The following is a 16885-nucleotide window of genomic DNA, read 5'->3' as shown; positions in this document are numbered from 1 at the left end:
TACCCCTTAAAAACACCTCACGGAAATGCTTCTGGAGTAACGTCCATTATTGAACAACCTCAAATAAAACTGGATAACAAAATGAAACCTTATCAGAAATGGGCAACAAAATAAATCTACTCATAGGTCTTAAACAATTATCTGGAATTCAGTTCCAATATTCTATTTAAAATAGAAGGAATTTTAAACGTGGGCAAATATAACATTATTTCTCAAAACCGCAACTAATCCTTTCCCTGAACATATCATCACTTTCCTCCCTCTTTGCAATTCCCCCGCAACACACTATCTTACCACTCTCAAAAAGACAGGCATTTCTCTATGACAAATACAGGTATCCCGGTGAAAAAGCTCTACGGGTTGGATCATCTCAGGTCGCTGGCAATATTGATGGTGTTGTTCTACCATTACCGCATGTTCCAGCACCCGCAATGGCTGGATAATATGATCAGTTTCGGGTGGACGGGCGTAGACCTGTTCTTCGTTTTAAGCGGATACCTCATATCATACCCGCTTTTCATAAACATGGCAGCAGGGAAAAATATCTACCTCCCGGAATTTTTTATCAAGCGCGTGTTCCGGATCATTCCTGCCTACCTGGTGGTACTTGCTATCTATTTTCTTTTCCCTTCCTTCCATGAAAGGGAAGCCCTGCCCCCACTTTGGAAGTTCCTCACCTTTACCCAGAATTTTGGCTTCGATATTAAAAGTTTCGGCACCTTTTCACATGTATGGTCGCTTTGCGTGGAAGAACATTTTTACCTGCTGTTCCCCCTGGTACTGGCAGCATTGCTGCGCTTCAATGTATGGAAAAAAGCAGGCATCCTGCTGGCAGCGTTATTTGTGTTCGGCATCGGCATCAGGCTATATTGCTGGTATGCCCTGATTGCTCCTCATGCGGGGGAAGATAATTTTTTCATCATCTGGTACAAGCACATGTACTACCCTACTTACACCCGCCTGGATGGCCTGCTGTCCGGCGTTTCCATCGCTGCCCTGTTTGCATTCAAACCGGCGGTAAAAACCCGGGTTACCCAACATGGGAATACCATCCTTTTATTATCCCTGGCTGTGCTAACCGGCGCCTGGTTCCTGTGCGAGGACCAGGAAAGCTTTTACGCATCAGTATTTGGCTACCCCCTGGTGGCGGCCGGCTACGGACTTGCGGTGGTGGCAGCGGTAAGCCCTTCCTGCTTATTGTACCGGTACAACAGCCGGGTTACCGCGCTGATTGCCAGGCTATCCTTTGCGCTCTATTTATCCCATAAAGGAGTGATCCACCTGGCACAGCCCCTGCTGACAAAAACAGGACTGGCCCCCAAAGGAACGGCTATGTTCATTGCCTGCCTGCTTGTAGCCGGACTGGGCGCTTTTATCCTGAATAAGGCGGTGGAAGCGCCTTTCCTGAGGCTCCGTCAGCGGGTACTGGAACAACGGAAAAAAACCGCACATAAAAAAATGATGCTGATCACAAATGATTCAGCAGCTTAACTTAACTTCACCTGGTTAAAAAGAGGAAAGACATATGAGTATTGAAAAAGCGATTCTTGCAGGTGGCTGCTTCTGGGGAGTGGAAGAACTCATCCGCCAGCTGCCCGGCGTAATTTCCACGGTAGTAGGATACACCGGCGGCGATGTGCCTAACGCCACCTACCGCAATCATGGAACACATGCGGAAGGTATCGAAATTAAGTTTGACCCGGCAGTATTATCATACCGTTCACTCCTGGAATTTTTCTTCCAGATCCATGATCCTACCACCCGGAACAGGCAGGGCAATGATATAGGAACATCTTACCGCTCCGCTATCTTTTACCTGGATGAAGCGCAGCATCAAACAGCCATCGGGTTAATTGCCGAGCTCAATGCCTCCGGTAAATGGCCCGGCCCTATTGTAACAGAAGTGGTGCCTGCAACAGCCTTCTGGAACGCCGAAGAGGAACACCAGGATTACCTGCAGAAACATCCACACGGATATACCTGTCATTTTGTGCGGCCCGACTGGAAACTGAACTAAAATAATAAAGGAGAAAATGAATTTACCTTCATTTTCTCCTTTATTTTAGTAAGATAATAATGATCACTCCGATCTCAGGGATTTCACCGGGTTCATCATTGCTGCTTTTATCGATTGGAAACTTACTGTAAGCAGGGCAATTAATACCGCACCGGCAGCAGTGGCCGCAATGATCCACCAGGATATGCTGGTACGGTACTCATACCGCTGCAACCAGTTATTCATGAAATAATAGGCCAGTGGCACTGCGATCAGCAAAGCAATCAATACCAGCAGCACGAAATCCTTTGTCATCAACTGCCATAAATTGAAAACAGAAGCCCCCATTACCTTTCGCACCCCCATTTCCTTCACCCGCTGCTCCGCCATAAAAGACGCCATGCCAAAAAGCCCAAGGCAACTGATGAAAATGGCCAGCACCGCAAAAAAGCTCGATAGTTTTCCAATACGCTGTTCTGCATCAAACTTAACAGCGTAGTCGTCATCCACAAAACTGTAAACAAAAGGAACACCCGGGTTATATTTTTTAAAAACACTCTCAATTTTGGAAAGCGCATCTGCGGTGGTTTTGGCAGGATTGATCCTGGCATCAATCACATTGGCAGCGTCATAGTTAAGCGTAAAAACAGTGCGGAAAACAGGGTGATAAGGCGATTCCATCACTATATCCTTTACAACGCCTATTACGTTAAAAGGCTTGCCATCCACTTTTATAACTTCTCCCACCGGGTCTTTAAGGCCCATAAATTTCACTGCCGATTCGTTCAGGATCATGGCTGAGGAATCCGACGGAAAGTCCCTTGAAAAATCACGTCCTGAAAGTATCTGCCAGTTAATTGTTTTCCCAAAGTCATGCGTCACGCTGATCGCCCCGAAATTCCCCTGGGCGCCGGGTTGCATGCCTCTCCAGGTGTAACCGTTGTTCACGGCATTGATCTCTGTCAGTAAACTGGAAGAATAAGCCATCTCCGTCACCGCTCCCGATGCTGCCAGCTCATTCCTGATTACTTCAAAATGATCCTTCAATGCACCGGTTGATACGGGAATAACTATCAGTCCCTCTTTGCTGTAAGCTGTGGGGCGGTTCTTCGCAAAATGGATCTGCCGGAATACCACTATGGTACCAATAATAAGGATCACCGATACGGTAAACTGGATCACAACCAGGGCCTTGCGTGGAATGGCTGCATAACGGCCTGCGCGGAAAGTTCCCTTCAATACCTTAACCGGCTCAAAAGAAGATAAATACAACGCAGGGTAACTGCCTGCAACCAGGCCCGTGAACAACATCACTCCAAGCCCCACAAGCCAGAATAAAGGGCTTGCAACCGGCAGGCTTACTTTTTTATCCGCCATCTCATTGAATACCGGCAGTCCCAGCTGCACCAATACCAGGGCACCTATAAAACCAATCATGGCAAGCAGCAGCGATTCGCTGAAAAACTGCGTCACCAGCTGGCTGCGGAAGGAACCTATTGCCTTCCGGATCCCTACTTCTTTCGCCCGCTTCTCCGAACGTGCAGTGCTCAGGTTCATGAAATTGATACAGGCCAGCAGCAACACAAATACCCCAATAATCCCGAAGAGCCATACAAACTGTATCCTGCCGCCTATATTCTTCCCATCCTTCCAATCGGCATACAAATGCCATTTGCTCATGGGATGAAGAAAAACTTCCGGCTTAAAAGCAGCATCTGCTGCCCTTACCTTATGCAGCTTCACATCTTTGATCTTGGCGGATACTTTTTCAAGATCCGCATGATCTGCCAGCTGTGCATAGGTTTGTGTAAAATTGGACCGCCAGGGGTTCTCCATTTCCTTTATCCATGGCTCGCTCTGAAGATACAGCTCCCAGGGAGCCATAAAGGCCAGATCCCTGAAGGCAGAGTTGTAGGGCAGATCTTCATATACACCGGTCACTTTCACCATGGTACGGTTATCCAATTTTATCAGCTTATCCAAAGGGTCGGTATCCCCGAACAATGCTCTGGCCGTGGAAGCAGACAGCAGCACGGAAGCCGGGTCCTGTAACCCGGCCCGGGTACCTTTCAGCATTTTAAGCGTCAGCATTTCCGGGAAGTCCGGCTCAAAGAAATTGCCCATCTGGGAAATAGCATTGTTATTATATGCCAGTACATGTTTATAGGGCCAGGAGCACATGATCACATACTTGAAATCACTACCGTATTTATTCCTGATCTCCTCTCCCAGCAGGTAAGGGTTAGCCGTTTGTGTACCCTTTACGCCGTTGAAGGTCTGATGCTGTATCACCGCCACAATGCGGTCGTAATTTTCATGGTTCTTACTGAATGTAAGCTCATCATGGATCCACAAACCGATCAGCAGGGCTACAGCCATACCGGTAGATAACCCAACTATATTGATGAGCGAAAAAGTTTTATTCTTCAGCAGATTACGCCACGCGATCCGGGCATGACTTCTTAACATAGTTAACTGGTTTGCCCATGAAAAACAATAATACTGCCATACCCTCAAAGCAGGCCACAGGCGGCATTCGCGGGAAGTCTGCCCGTAAAGATGTCCGTATATGAACACCCGGTGTCTGAAAACGGACGCCCTGCAGCTAACAGTGATCAGGCCGGTCTACAATTTGTCCCAACGTTCCTACTAATATAAAAAAAAATTACCCGGTCCTGTGTGGCTATTGCCGCGGTATTCAGCACTTTTTAACCCGGTCTGTGATTTGTTGCACGAAGTGTATTATTAACTTCTAAAATACCGGTTATGATTAGTAAAGACGAATTAAACGAAAACGCCTTCGGCGAAGAAGAAAATAACGAGCTGTCCGAAGAACAAACAGCAGAAGGTCTGGATGCGGAAGTAAGTGAAGAAGAAAAAGAATTGCTGGAAGAAGCATCCACCACTGATCCCACTTATTCCGAAGAACTACGGATGCGCGGCGCCAAAGTAGATAACAGGGATGATGACGGAGAGCCGCTTAATGAAACTGATAGTCTTGATGTGCCAGGCGCTGAGCTCGATGATGAACAGGAACAGATTGGCGCAGAAGATGAAGAAAATAATGAGTACAGCACTGATAAAAATGACTGATCAAATCTTAAAAACACTGCCATGAACGAAGCTCATTTGATAGACCGCAGAACGGTGGTTACCGGCATCTGTGCCAGCCTGGCGATGGCCGCCATTGCCCCGGTTGCCGTTGGTCAGACGACACCGCGCAATACCAAAAGTGCAGAAGGATTACAAGACCCCGTTTCCAGGTATCCCAAACCTCCTTTTGAGGAACAATCGCAACCCTGGCCGGGACTTGCCGGCAAAATGAACCCCAAACCAGACCACGGCGAGAAAAGCTATAAAGGCTCCGGCCGCCTTAATGGCAGGAAAGCACTGATCACGGGCGGCGACTCCGGCATGGGGCGCGCAGCCGCTATTGCATACGCAAGAGAGGGCGCTGATGTGGCCATTAACTACTTCCCTTCGGAAGAGCCGGATGCACAGGAAGTGGTGGCGCTGATCAAAGCAGAAGGCCGCAAAGCAGTTGCCATCCCAGGCGATCTGCGGGAAGAAACCTTCTGCCGGCAACTGGTATCAAAAGCCGTGGAAGGCCTGGGCGGGCTCGATATCCTGGTTAACAACGCTGCCCGGCAGCAAACCAAACCATCCATCGCCGATATTTCTACAGAGGATTTTGACGCCACGATGAAAACAAACATCTATGCGCCATTCTGGATTATCAAAGCAGCCCTTCCCCATCTGAAACCAGGGTCTGTAATAATTGCCACCACCTCCGAGCAGGCATACGATCCCTCCCCGGATCTCTACGATTATGCCCAGACAAAAGCCGCTACCATGAATTATGTAAAATCGCTCGCCAAACAACTCGGGCCTAAAGGAATACGGGTAAATGGCGTTGCACCAGGCCCCATCTGGACACCTCTGCAGGTAAGCGGCGGCGCTACTATGGAAAAGTTAAAGAACTTCGGCGCACAAACCCCTTTAGGCCGGCCAGGCCAACCTGTAGAGCTGGCATCCATATATGTACAGCTTGCAGCAACAGATGCCAGCTATGCAAACGGGCAGATTTATGGCGCCTCCGGCGGTGGCGGACAACCATAACAGGCTATCTGAAATTTTTTCATTTTATCTTGAAAAACTGACAGAAAAAAATGACGAAAATTCCTGGCATATCCTCCGGCACAGCACTTGATCGCGCTCTTTTACGGGGCGATATTTAAATCCCGTATAGTAGTAATCCATATAAAAAAAGGAGGTAAGTATGTCAGGTATCCAAAAGAGACGGGCAACTTTCCCGTCATTGTTTAGTCTGTTTGATGATCCGATCAGTCGTGAATTCTTTAATTGGGATAACTCCAACGGTTCTTCAAGCGGCACTACTATTCCCGCAGTCAATATAAAAGAAACTGCGGATAATTTTAAAGTACAGATGGCTGCTCCGGGCATGGAAAAAAGCGACTTCAAAATTCAGCTGGACGGTAACACCCTTACCATCACCTGCGACAAAGAATCCAGCGTGGAAAGTAATGAAAATGAAAAGTTCACCCGCAGGGAGTTCAGTTACCAGGCTTTCCAGAGAACTTTGCTTTTACCCAAAGATGTAGTTGATCAGGAGGGCGTTACCGCGAAATATGATGCCGGCCTGTTGCAACTCACCATTCCAAAACGGGAAGAGGCAAAGAAAAAGCCGCCACGGTTGATCAATATTGGCTAAACAGCTGCCACTATCCGGAAAGCTATCTTGAATCCGGCTGTAAAGTGCAGCAAACCGGCAAATGAAACCCTTGCCGGATTGCTGCACCTGTTTAAACAAGGTAGCTGTTAAAATCACTTACAAGCCCAGCGGGAGGCAGTGACGGAAAATAGGTAAGTACTGCCTTTCCGACTGGCACAAGCTATAAAGTTATGGAACCTTATTACATCATCGATGCAGATATGAAAATATCAAACGGCTGGTCAAACTTCTGCACGTTTAAAATCGGTGAAGACAAGGAACTGGCTATGGATATATGGGAGCAGGTAGTTAATGACGATACCGGCCTGCTACGTTTAACTCTTATTGAAGTGGCCCATGGAATTGAAGTGATAGGTACCAGGATGTGCACGTTGATCGCGTTTGAAAAAAACAGCAGGTTTATTGCCAAGGAGATATTTAAGGCAAATAACTTTAAAGGCCAGTAATTCTTTTGATCCTTACATCTGAAGGATAAAGCCCTTTGTGGAAAAGGTTATCTTCATTTTACCTTTTCAAAAACATATTGGTCAACTACAGTATAATAGGAAATATACACGCCCTCTTTTACATCCTCTACCACTTTGGGATAATTCAAGATCAGGTAACCTTTTTCATCAATTCCGATCTGTGAAACCCCTGCACCTGACTTCACCAGTTTATACAGCATCATAAATCTTCTGTTCTCAATCTTATATTTGGCCGACATCATTTTTTTGAAACTAGCCTTTCCTTCTTCTTTTGCATAAAGCTTAAAATTATCGTCTGAAATAACGGCAAAAGCTTCATCCTTACTTTTATCAGCTAAAAGCACATCCTCAAGCCGGTAATATGTTTTTGTTGGAATGTATACTGAGTCATTATACCTTATTGAACGGAAACTGATCATCCGCCAGGTTCCGATAAACTTAGCCGGGTCATCAACCATTGTTGCTGTATCAAGCTGGGCATGCGGAATGATTGAATTGGCTGTAACTGAAGAGACTACACCATTCTGGGCAAACCTCATGGAAACCTGGGTCTTTCTTAATGCGGGCGTAAGAAAATTGTAATAAATATTAAAGTCCCGATCCCAGTTAGGGAACTCGGTTCTTGGCCTTGAAATTTTATAGTCCAACGGGAAGTTAATACTGGTATCTTTAGCAACTTTCGAAAGTTGTTCAAAATCATTGTCTTGAGCAAACAAATCAACCGAAGCCGCAGTCAGAAATAATACAAACAGTACTTTAATAAAATGATCTGGCATAAGGAATCTTTTTGTGAATTGCATCCAGGCGCAACATGTTACCCGTTCACAGTATAAATATAAGAAAACGCCCGGGGAAATCAGCTCCGGCAAACTTTCCATGAAAATAAAAAGCCGCTTCGGAAATATTAGTGCCTGTAGCAGCAGCTTCCTATCCTGACGAATTTTACTGCACACAGCTTCTTTCCGGCAGTCATAAAAAAATGACTTATTGGAGGAGCAAATTATTACGCTGAACTTTATCCGCGAATAATACTTACTTCTCATTGCTGTTATTTCAAAGATGAAGCTACCTGTTTATATTTTAATATCAATAATGCTTCCTGGCAATAAAATCTGCGAGGCTCAAACAAAAAAGAAAATGGAGAATAATAATCCTTTATTATGCAATCCTGAAAATGGCATTTGTGAGATTCCTGCATACAATGCAGCGTCTGCTAACAGCAACAATTTTAAATCAGAAAAAAAGCCGGTAAAGATAATTTACTACACTGATCCCATTTGTTCTTCCTGTTGGGGCATAGAGCCGCAATTACGGAAACTTAAATCAGAATATGGGAAAAGCATTGAAATAGAATACAGGATGGGCGGTTTATTACCCGACTGGAGCTACAACAGCGGCGGTATCAGCAAGCCTTCTGACGTTGCCCACCACTGGGATGAAGTAAGCCTGCATTATGATATGCCCATTGATGGCGATATCTGGCTGGAAGATCCATTACCTTCCTCCTATCCACCTTCCATTGCATTTAAGGCAGCCCAACTACAGGACAACGAAAAAGCAATTTCATTTCTTCGTGAAATCAGGGAGATGGTGTTCCTGAAAAAAAAGAATATAACAAAATGGGATTACCTGGAATTGGCAGCCAAAAATGTAGGATTAGACACTGTTCAGTTTAAAAAGGCCTATGAAGGTGATGCCAAAGATCTTTTTAACAGGGATCTGCAATTAGCCAGAGAAGCAGGAGTAAGAGGCTTTCCAACCATTTTCTTCACTGATACAACAGGGAAAACTGAAATGATTTATGGTTCGAAACCATACAGCGTCTATGAAAATGCTTTATTGAAAATTCATTCCAATATTTCAAAAAGCCAATACGATAGAAGCTGGCCTTCTTTGTTCTCATCATATCATTCATTAACAGCAAAAGAGTTTACAGAACTAACAGGAACAGCAAGAAATGAAGGTGAAAAGATGCTGGATGAATTAACGGCAAACGGAAAGCTGGAAAAGCTGGTAACAAAGAATGGAGCAATCTGGATGTCTAAGCATACCGATTAACAAACAAAAGAGCTCCTGTAAGTTGTTTACAGGAGCTCTTTTGATACCGGTTCTTTGCTGCGATGGCAGCTCAATAGCTGATAAGCGGAGACCCGTAAAAATAATGTGCACCTCCCCCTATGTCCGTGCCCAGGATATTGCAGATAATGTGCTTGGCGGCGGTTGGCCCAATCCCCAGCATCGGCGCATAAAAACTGGGGGCATCCATTTCTGCGCCCGGTAATATTTCCCCGGTTGTAACGTCCCTGGGTTGAAAAACATACAGGTTAAAATTAGGGTCCAGTGAAAAATCCATCAGGTGGAAGTCGGCAAGCTGCCCCCTCCTGACGATAGCGAAGTTGACCAGTGTATCTGTACCATCATATGTAAAAGTTACCGGGTTTTGTTTTATGCAATAAATGGTCACCGTCATGGATTCCGGCATAGTGGGATCATCATAGTAAAGACTTAACAGTACTTTCTTTTCCGGGATATCCTCACTCTTACCACCACTGATGAGCTGCGGTTTCTGTGTACCGGTGGCATCCAGCTGAAGGATGTTTATATTGAAAGACGTGCCTGGCGTGGATAACGAAGTATCATAAAGAAGTGCGTTCGACTGGTAATCCTTTATCACCACATGCTGCGTTTCACTGGTGGTTTTAATGAGTTTGCTTACCACGCCTGTACTCACAAGGCTATCGGTTATCAGGGCATTATTTATGATAACAATGAACCGCGCATCCGGCGCCAATGAAAGGCTACGGAGCTGCATTTGCCTCATACTGGCTTTTTCCTGGAAATCACCTTCCTTGCTGCAAGCGCCAAAGCATATGGCCAAAAGCGTTATAATGAATATCTTTTGCATTATATAGATCGTATTAGAAATTATAAGTAAAACTCAGGCTGAGATTCCGTCCTTTGAATATTTTGTTATAGGTGTAATCGTACTGTTTGTTGTAATTCGTTCCCTTCGGATCTTTATTCGGACTTGGATCATTGATATTATCCGGATTGCCGGAAAAGAAACCGCCACCCGTATCAGTAGGCCTGCCAACGATCGCGTTCTGGTAAATGACGAAGTCCTGTTGAAGGATATCGCTGATATTGAACCGGACCTCCAGTTTCTTTTTAAGAAGACGGGTGCTCAGCTGCATATCCAATACATCTCTTGGATTTTCATACTGGTCTTCCGCCGGGTAAGTACCACCTGCCACAATACGTTTGCCGAAACGGTTATAGCCAAAGTTGATGCCCGCGATCTCTCCAAAGTAACCGATACCCGCATTTACAGCATAAGGTGAAAGCCCCTGCAACGGCCTGTTCCGGGAGTCTGCCGGCATTTCGGTGAGGCCGCCGCCTATTACGCCGTTGGATGCCGCCAGCAGCGCATCCACATTATAACCTACATTCGATTTCATGATGGAAGCATTACCATTGATGAAAATATTTTTAAGGATGTTGGATGTGCGACTAATGAACCCCAGCGATTTTCTAAAATCAATTTCAAAGCCTTTATTTTCTGAACTGCGGAGATTAAAGTAAAAGAACATCAGCCCTCCGCTGCTGCGCCCCGCGATCTGCTCAACAGGACTGGCGAATTTTTTATAGAAGGCGGATACAGAAAACACTTCGCCGGGACCAGGATACCATTCATAACGAAGATCAACATTGGTGATAGTTGCATCATCAAGACGGGCGGCACCGCGATAGATGTTACGCTCGCGGAACTCGTAATACATAAAACGCGACCTTTCCCGGAAATCCGCCCTGGACATGGTTTTGGAATAAGCGAGACGGAGGTTGGAGAGCGTCGTAATCTGGTAAGTGAGGTTGGCAGAAGGCAGCCAGTCGGTGGTACTGGTTTTCATAATAGAATCCACCGGTAACCCTGTTGCATAGTCGAATGTGATACCGTTCACGTTCATGTCATTTCGCTCTGCACGGATACCCCCTACCAGCCTGAATTTACGCAGGAACTTCAGATCGGCCATCAGGTAAGCGCCATGCAGTTTTTGATCACCCTCGTAGTTGTCGGCCGGTTTACTGCCAACTGAGCCCGTGCCCGACAGGTTATAGTATAACAGGTCCGGCTGAAGATAGGTGGGCGTAGCCAGCTCGTAGTCGGGCTTCCCGAAGTAAACCGCAACATCAGGATTGCTCCTCGAATCGGCCATCAGCCGCAGGGCAAGACTTTCATAGTTCGCCGTACGAAACGACCCGCTGTAACCCAGTTTGATCTTCTGCTGCTCGTTCCGGAATGTAAAAGGGAGAGTGAAATTTACGGCGATGTTCTTCTTTTGCTCACGTAACCTTGAATTGAAAATATTGATACCGTCCACCATGAAGCCCTGGAACTCCGACAGGAAATAATACCCCTCTCCCACACCAATCGATTCATAGCTTTTTACAGAACGCGTATCCGGCTGATCACGCTGTACGTTGACAAGGTCGGCAGCCCAATCTATTTTAAGGTTATGCCGGGTAAAGGTATGCTCGCCTTCCAGCCTGTTGTGCAGGATAGAATTGATGGTGGTGATGCTGGTATAGAGCTCCGTTTGTCCGCCGCTGCCTTTATCGAAATCTATTCCCCAGAGGTCACTGGTTTCATTATTGAACCGGCGGTTATAGATATTTTTGAAAGCGATCCTGTGGCGGGCAGTTTGATAGGTAACATTAGCCAACGCGCCTAAAGTGGTGGTAAAGTTGTACACGCGACTGGCAGAATCGCTGAAATAAAAGGCGGCAGGAAAATACCGCATTTCGTTCGACTGCAACTCTTCATGACGGTAGGTGCCGGCCAGCGTAAGGCCTATCAGCTTTCCTTCAGACAACCGGTACTTACGGCCCAGGCCCAACTGGTAGTTCTGCACTGGCATGTAGTTATATTTCCGCAGACCGAAATTATTGGGAATGGTCCTGTTCTGCGCACTGATGGCTTCACGGTTATTGGTGTTGATAAGGAAGCGATAGTGCTGGGGATCCATATCCTTCCACCAGTTGCGGGTTCCATCGTCAAAACCAAGATAATCATACTTCCCTCTTTTGGTGCCTGCAAAGGCATGACCTATTGTATTGGTATTGATACCGGAGCCAAGGCTAACTGTTGTATAGTTCTCCGAAGGCATGTCCCTGATATTGATCTGTACCAGCCCGCCTGCAAACTCCGCAGGCATATCCGGCGTAGCGGTCTTGTTCACCACGATATTATCAATCAGGCTGCTGGGAATCACATCAAATGAAAAGTTTTTACGGTTAGGCTCCGTGCTGGGAAGACTGGTACCATTCATCATTACATTATTATACCGCTCGCTCAGTCCGCGTACGGTCACAAACTTATCGTCCTGCACTGTCAGGCCACTGATGCGCTTCAGTACCTGTGCCACGTTGTTATCAGGCGTGCGGCGTATCTGCTCCTGGCTGATACCGTCGCTGATCGCGGCATTGTTCTTTTGCTGCGTATACAATGAAGCTACCCCGTCTTTTTTTGCAGAAGAGGTTATCTCCACAGTGGCCAGTTGTCCTTTCGTTCTTTTCAAAGCAGTGTTGAGCCTGAAGATTTCCTGCTCTCTGACTTCGATCTCACTTACTTTTTGGGTGATATAGCCGATGGAGCTCATGACAGCAGTATAACTCCCCGCGGGCAGCGAAATGCTGAAAGAGCCATCTGCCGCGGTGGTAGCGCCCAGGCTGCCGATCCGCACCGTTACACCGGGAATAGGCTCCCCGTTGCCCTCGTCGGTGATGCTGCCGGTAACTTTTCCGGGAGTGGGTGTATCCTGTTTTTTCTGAATGATAATATAGCCGTTCACGTTACGGAAGGTCAATGGCGTGTGCAGGAACAGTTCCTTTAATACCTGCTCCAGTGGTTTATCAGTAAAGTTGATCACAGTTGCTTTGTAGCTGTCGATATTTCTGGCATTGAAGGCAAATTCAATACCTGCTGTCTTTTCAATTTTGTGCAGGGCATCAAGGATGTTCCCGCCTGCAATGCTAACCGTTATCTTCCTGGATAACGGCGAGTCTGCCTGCTGCGCAAACAGCGGTGTTCCCAAAAACAGCAGGAACAGTGCTTTCCATAAACCGGAACCTGATCCCGTTCGACTAAAAAATTTCATACTTTTGCTTTGTTTATTTTATTTTGATAAATGCCGGTACTTCGAATACCGGGTATAAGGCGCCTGCTTCCAACAGGCGCTTTTCTTTTTAATGAATAATTACGGAGGTGCTGTCGCGGTTCCTCCATTCACAACGGTTGCCATTAACGGCGCTGATAACTTCTACAAGCTTTTGCGGGTTTTTCCCGTAGCGGATCGTAAGGCTATAGAGGTTCCGGCTTACACCGGCATTAGCGGCAGTAATAACTATCCCATACATCCGCTGCATGGCAGCGGCCATCGTCGCGAAATCAGCCTGCGCCAGCCGCACTTCCCCGCTGGTCCATTCCCCGATAACGGCAGGATCCATGCGGCCTAACTGTGCTGCAGGTTCCGATGGATCATACGACAGCTGTTCACCCGGCAAGAGCCTAGCTATTTCTTTATCCTGCCAGCTTACACTTACCTTACCGCTTTTAACGGCCACGTATATATGCGCAATACTACTGTCTGCACGAACCGCAAATGAGGTTCCCAGTACCCTGGTTTGTATGCCTTGTTTATTTTCAACAATAAAAGGTCTGCGCGTATCAGGCGTTACATCAAAGAACGCCTGCCCTTCCTGCAGCACTATCCTTCGTTCTTTACTGTCAGATGCGGCAGGATAGCTCAGCACAGAACGCGCATCCAGCCATATGCGGGAGCTGTCCGGCAACATAATCTCTTTCAGCTCGCCGTTCCCGGTTCGCCATGTCAGCAGCTTTGCAGGCGCCGGATCCCTGAAAAAAAAGAGGGCGCCAATGATGAGCAGAACAGCGGCGACAGCTGCCCAGCCAGGCCAGGGGAAACGCCGTTCCCTGGCAAAGACTGTTTTCTGCAGGATACGCTGGTAACGCTCTTCCGGGGAACCGCCGGGCTGGCCATCACTTTCCGGCATATCCGAAAAATCGATAGCATCCAGGGCAGCTTCTGCACCGGAAGTAGACAGGTAAAGCTGTAGCAGTACCATTTCCCGTTCGGTGATGGTTTTCTCTTTCTGCTTGCGAAGCAATTTCTTTAACAGTTCGGGAGAAACAGACATGTCAGGGTAGCTTTTACAGGAAGTACCCAAAAAATCGCCCGGAGTAGTACCGGTAACATTAATTTAACATGTCGGGCAACAGTATGACAGCAAGGGAGCAGGCGTAGGGCGTAACTTTTGTGCGCAGGTGGTCCAGCGCGAGGCTGACCTGTTTTTTAACGGTGAAAACGGAAATGCCCAGTTCATCGGCAATTTGCTGATAACTCCGGCCTTCCTCGCGGTGCAGAAGGAATATTCTCTTCCTGGCAGGAGGAAGTTGCTGAATGATCTCACGGATATGTTTCTCTATCTCTTCGAAGTACAGTTGCTCCAACGGCGTCATCTGGCCGGAAGGCCTTTCCGGGAATTCGGTGATGTCTGCCTGGAACACGCGCCGGCGAAGCAGTTTAAGCGCTTTGTTACGGCACACCCGGATCAGCCAGCCGGTGATGTCCGTGCCTTCTATGGAAGTCCTGTTCTCCCAAAGACTGGTAAAAACATCCTGTACTACTTCTTCCGCGTCCTCGCGGGTAACGCATATGCTGGAGGCATACTTCATCAGGCGCGCATCATAGGCCATGAAGATCTCGTTGAACGCGCGCTCAGCCCCATCCCTGAAAGCGGATATAACAGCAGCTGTAACAGGCGGAGGTTGGGAGTGACTAATATGCATGCAAGGAAACTGATTTCCACGCAATGATAGTGAGTTAATATTATCAAAAGGTTAAGAACGGAAAAGTAATGCACCGGCACCTGTAAATGTGGCTGCCGTAAGTATAATTATGATTTGATTCATATACGGTATATCCTCCGCCGCAATGTTGCACTATCAGGCGCTGTCGTGTCTGCGGAGATGCAACCCTATCACCGTTTTCCTGGAGGATTTAAAAGTGATCTCCCATATTGATGCGTGGATAGACCAGGAAGGTGTGCTGCATTTTAAGTAGGCAGCAGGGCGGTCCCTGCTGCACTCAACAGATCATCAACAACCTGTTCTGTCCGGGCTTTTCCTTTGGCGCACGGTGAACACAGGGAGGCACCGGGCTGCCAGGATGATCAACCGCCAACCTCCACAGGTTACCAAGGCCTAAACTTACCGGACGTGCACCGGGCCTGGCCTGATAATGCAGATCAAAGTAGTTTTCACTCAAGAACGATTCAAAACCTTCATCTGCTCCATCATATAGCTTTCTGAGCTCATCACGGATTTCCGGTATAAGGGCTTTCTTTTCACACTGTGAATTTGGCAATATTTCACTTGATTCGCCATAGTATGTGCATAAAAAGGTATCTACCGGTACAGGGGAGCGATCCACATGAAAAGAGTAAACATCCGTTGAAAAAAAAGGATAGGCATCATCCCGGTCATAATATCTGATCACATTAAGAGCCGGCGATGCCCCATACGCTTTCAATAACTTCAAATCATTTAAAAGAATTTCACGCGCAAGCTGCCCTTGTTCACTCAGCTGAAGCTCATAAAGCTCCTCTTGTTCAATCGTCGTTATGTTGCCACTTAGCGCTACCTTCTCAACAATTTCAGAAAAGTCACCCGCTAATTCACGAGCCCAGCAAATCGCATTTATTGCTCCGCTAAATGGCGTAGAAACAAGGTCTTGAAAATTTGTGACACGGTGAATTTGATTCTCAGAATCTATCATGATAATTAATATAAATCAGTATTGGCCCCACTAAAATAAGGTATAAAATGTTCTTGATAGTTTCTATGTTTGAGCCGGATTCCCTTAAATGGTATAAAGATAGAAATTTCCCGGGCAGCCTGTTTTGCCTGGGATGCCGGTACCCCTGGATACTGTTGAATAACATGGCAGGACCGAGCCGTGTAGGGCGTTCTACGGTGCCACCGGCACCAATTAATTTGTAGCCCCCTGCCAAATCAGCATCCGGATTTACTGGTACATTTGTTTGCAATAACTAACCTGGTATTTTTTCAATGGCCGCCAGGGCACTTCTTAAATCGCAAATAGGGTGACATTCATATTCCTGAAATGAAGGTACATTTTATTCTCCCATATAAGACAAATAGGGTAACGGGTTAAACATAATGGCTGCTCTCTATACGGTAACGTCTATTTATCCGCTAACTTTAGTATCTTTTTCTGCAGACGATGATTCATAATAAATGAAATTATAAAACGACACTGCAGTTACTTCACATCGTCAGTTATTTTATCTGTCCTGGTTATTGACTCAGTAGATGCTTTTAAGCGTAAACATTTTATGCGTTAAGTAAGGATGCTGATGGGGTATATTATCCATAGTTATTGCGGGATATTGTTTTTATTTTTATTTCAATCAATAACTTTTTCTTTAGAATGTATTTCTGAAAATCAAACTACTACAGCTGTGTGCCATCCGTGAGCCAGGAGAAGTGGAGAAACCGTGGGTTAACAAAAGAAAAGGCCCCTGTAATTCGATGACTTACAGGGGCTTCGCGCCTAGAACTGGAATCCT

The 16885-nt window shown here is 46.5% G+C and carries 15 protein-coding genes; 8 read left to right on the top strand and 7 right to left on the bottom strand.

From position 1 onward, the window contains the following. The first annotated feature begins 321 nt into the window (after positions 1–321). Entirely contained in the window at positions 322–1491 is a 1170-nt protein-coding gene (locus tag FN124_RS20970) for an acyltransferase family protein (RefSeq protein ID WP_142686750.1), read from the top strand. 34 nt (positions 1492–1525) lie between these two features. Then, positions 1526–2017, top strand: coding sequence for a peptide-methionine (S)-S-oxide reductase MsrA (msrA, locus tag FN124_RS20965; RefSeq protein ID WP_142686749.1), 492 nt, complete (start codon positions 1526–1528; stop codon positions 2015–2017). Positions 2018–2080: 63 nt separating this feature from the next. On the opposite strand, the gene FN124_RS20960 is transcribed toward msrA, so the two are convergent. Then, positions 2081–4465 carry an ABC transporter permease gene (locus FN124_RS20960; RefSeq protein WP_142686748.1) on the bottom strand — a complete coding sequence of 795 codons (2385 nt, stop codon included), beginning with the start codon at positions 4463–4465 and terminating at the stop codon, positions 2081–2083. 297 nt (positions 4466–4762) lie between these two features. Between FN124_RS20960 and FN124_RS20955 the strand changes: the two genes are divergently transcribed. The 4 genes from FN124_RS20955 (at position 4763) to FN124_RS20940 (ending at position 7195) form a co-directional block, all read left to right on the top strand. Then, the gene (locus tag FN124_RS20955; RefSeq protein WP_142686747.1) at positions 4763–5089 is read left to right on the top strand and encodes a hypothetical protein; all 327 of its coding nucleotides are present in this window, start codon (positions 4763–4765) and stop codon (positions 5087–5089) included. A 21-nt stretch (positions 5090–5110) separates the two neighbouring features. Continuing rightward, positions 5111–6115 (top strand): SDR family oxidoreductase, encoded by a 1005-nt coding sequence (locus FN124_RS20950; RefSeq protein WP_142686746.1) that lies wholly within the window; start codon positions 5111–5113, stop codon positions 6113–6115. 160 nt (positions 6116–6275) lie between these two features. Next, positions 6276–6728 carry an Hsp20/alpha crystallin family protein gene (locus tag FN124_RS20945; protein WP_142686745.1) on the top strand — a complete coding sequence of 151 codons (453 nt, stop codon included), beginning with the start codon at positions 6276–6278 and terminating at the stop codon, positions 6726–6728. Between the two features lie 191 nt (positions 6729–6919). Continuing rightward, positions 6920–7195, top strand: coding sequence for a hypothetical protein (locus FN124_RS20940; RefSeq protein WP_142686744.1), 276 nt, complete (start codon positions 6920–6922; stop codon positions 7193–7195). Positions 7196–7248: 53 nt separating this feature from the next. Here the strand turns inward: FN124_RS20940 and FN124_RS20935 are convergent, their stop codons facing one another. Further along, the gene (locus FN124_RS20935; RefSeq protein ID WP_142686743.1) at positions 7249–7992 is read right to left on the bottom strand and encodes a hypothetical protein; all 744 of its coding nucleotides are present in this window, start codon (positions 7990–7992) and stop codon (positions 7249–7251) included. A gap of 361 nt (positions 7993–8353) precedes the next feature. On the opposite strand from FN124_RS20935, the gene FN124_RS20930 reads away from it, so the two are divergent. Continuing rightward, the gene (locus tag FN124_RS20930) at positions 8354–9274 is read left to right on the top strand and encodes a ClpXP adapter SpxH family protein (protein WP_142686742.1); all 921 of its coding nucleotides are present in this window, start codon (positions 8354–8356) and stop codon (positions 9272–9274) included. A gap of 70 nt (positions 9275–9344) precedes the next feature. On the opposite strand, the gene FN124_RS20925 is transcribed toward FN124_RS20930, so the two are convergent. The 4 genes from FN124_RS20925 to FN124_RS20910 all read right to left on the bottom strand — a co-directional run bounded on the left by FN124_RS20925 (position 9345) and on the right by FN124_RS20910 (position 15083). Continuing rightward, on the bottom strand, positions 9345–10121 hold the full coding sequence (locus FN124_RS20925) for a hypothetical protein (protein WP_142686741.1): 777 nt from the start codon (positions 10119–10121) through the stop codon (positions 9345–9347). Between the two features lie 13 nt (positions 10122–10134). Beyond that, positions 10135–13371 (bottom strand): TonB-dependent receptor, encoded by a 3237-nt coding sequence (locus FN124_RS20920; protein WP_142686740.1) that lies wholly within the window; start codon positions 13369–13371, stop codon positions 10135–10137. Positions 13372–13459: 88 nt separating this feature from the next. Next, the gene (locus FN124_RS20915) at positions 13460–14431 is read right to left on the bottom strand and encodes a FecR family protein (RefSeq protein WP_142686739.1); all 972 of its coding nucleotides are present in this window, start codon (positions 14429–14431) and stop codon (positions 13460–13462) included. Between the two features lie 58 nt (positions 14432–14489). Further along, positions 14490–15083, bottom strand: a complete 594-nt coding sequence (locus tag FN124_RS20910) for an RNA polymerase sigma-70 factor (protein ID WP_142686738.1) — start codon at positions 15081–15083, stop codon at positions 14490–14492. Between the two features lie 145 nt (positions 15084–15228). Here FN124_RS20910 and FN124_RS31505 point away from each other — a divergent pair, with 145 nt between their 5' ends. Next, on the top strand, positions 15229–15357 hold the full coding sequence (locus FN124_RS31505) for a hypothetical protein (protein WP_260607549.1): 129 nt from the start codon (positions 15229–15231) through the stop codon (positions 15355–15357). A gap of 24 nt (positions 15358–15381) precedes the next feature. Here FN124_RS31505 and FN124_RS20905 read toward each other — a convergent pair whose 3' ends face one another. Next, positions 15382–16071 (bottom strand): DUF1826 domain-containing protein, encoded by a 690-nt coding sequence (locus tag FN124_RS20905; RefSeq protein WP_142686737.1) that lies wholly within the window; start codon positions 16069–16071, stop codon positions 15382–15384. Positions 16072–16885 lie beyond the last annotated feature (814 nt).

The sequence above is a fragment of the Chitinophaga polysaccharea genome (genome assembly GCF_902150045.1).
Lineage (GTDB): Bacteria > Bacteroidota > Bacteroidia > Chitinophagales > Chitinophagaceae > Chitinophaga > Chitinophaga polysaccharea_A.
Note: the sequence above shows the minus strand (reverse complement) of the source record. Positions and strands in the feature narration are given on the sequence as shown.

Excerpts from the sequence above, each read along its gene's own strand:
- FN124_RS20920 (WP_142686740.1), bottom strand. The coding sequence starts at position 13,371 with ATGAAATTTTTTAGTCGAACGGGATCAGGTTCCGGTTTATGGAAAGCA.
- FN124_RS20910 (WP_142686738.1), bottom strand. The coding sequence starts at position 15,083 with ATGCATATTAGTCACTCCCAACCTCCGCCTGTTACAGCTGCTGTTATA.
- FN124_RS20950 (WP_142686746.1), top strand. The coding sequence starts at position 5,111 with ATGAACGAAGCTCATTTGATAGACCGCAGAACGGTGGTTACCGGCATC.
- FN124_RS20970 (WP_142686750.1), top strand. The coding sequence starts at position 322 with ATGACAAATACAGGTATCCCGGTGAAAAAGCTCTACGGGTTGGATCAT.
- FN124_RS31505 (WP_260607549.1), top strand. The coding sequence starts at position 15,229 with ATGTTGCACTATCAGGCGCTGTCGTGTCTGCGGAGATGCAACCCTATC.
- FN124_RS20930 (WP_142686742.1), top strand. The coding sequence starts at position 8,354 with ATGGAGAATAATAATCCTTTATTATGCAATCCTGAAAATGGCATTTGT.
- FN124_RS20955 (WP_142686747.1), top strand. The coding sequence starts at position 4,763 with ATGATTAGTAAAGACGAATTAAACGAAAACGCCTTCGGCGAAGAAGAA.
- FN124_RS20905 (WP_142686737.1), bottom strand. The coding sequence starts at position 16,071 with ATGATAGATTCTGAGAATCAAATTCACCGTGTCACAAATTTTCAAGAC.
- FN124_RS20935 (WP_142686743.1), bottom strand. The coding sequence starts at position 7,992 with ATGCCAGATCATTTTATTAAAGTACTGTTTGTATTATTTCTGACTGCG.
- FN124_RS20960 (WP_142686748.1), bottom strand. The coding sequence starts at position 4,465 with ATGTTAAGAAGTCATGCCCGGATCGCGTGGCGTAATCTGCTGAAGAAT.
- FN124_RS20945 (WP_142686745.1), top strand. The coding sequence starts at position 6,276 with ATGTCAGGTATCCAAAAGAGACGGGCAACTTTCCCGTCATTGTTTAGT.
- FN124_RS20925 (WP_142686741.1), bottom strand. The coding sequence starts at position 10,121 with ATGCAAAAGATATTCATTATAACGCTTTTGGCCATATGCTTTGGCGCT.
- FN124_RS20940 (WP_142686744.1), top strand. The coding sequence starts at position 6,920 with ATGGAACCTTATTACATCATCGATGCAGATATGAAAATATCAAACGGC.
- FN124_RS20915 (WP_142686739.1), bottom strand. The coding sequence starts at position 14,431 with ATGTCTGTTTCTCCCGAACTGTTAAAGAAATTGCTTCGCAAGCAGAAA.
- msrA (WP_142686749.1), top strand. The coding sequence starts at position 1,526 with ATGAGTATTGAAAAAGCGATTCTTGCAGGTGGCTGCTTCTGGGGAGTG.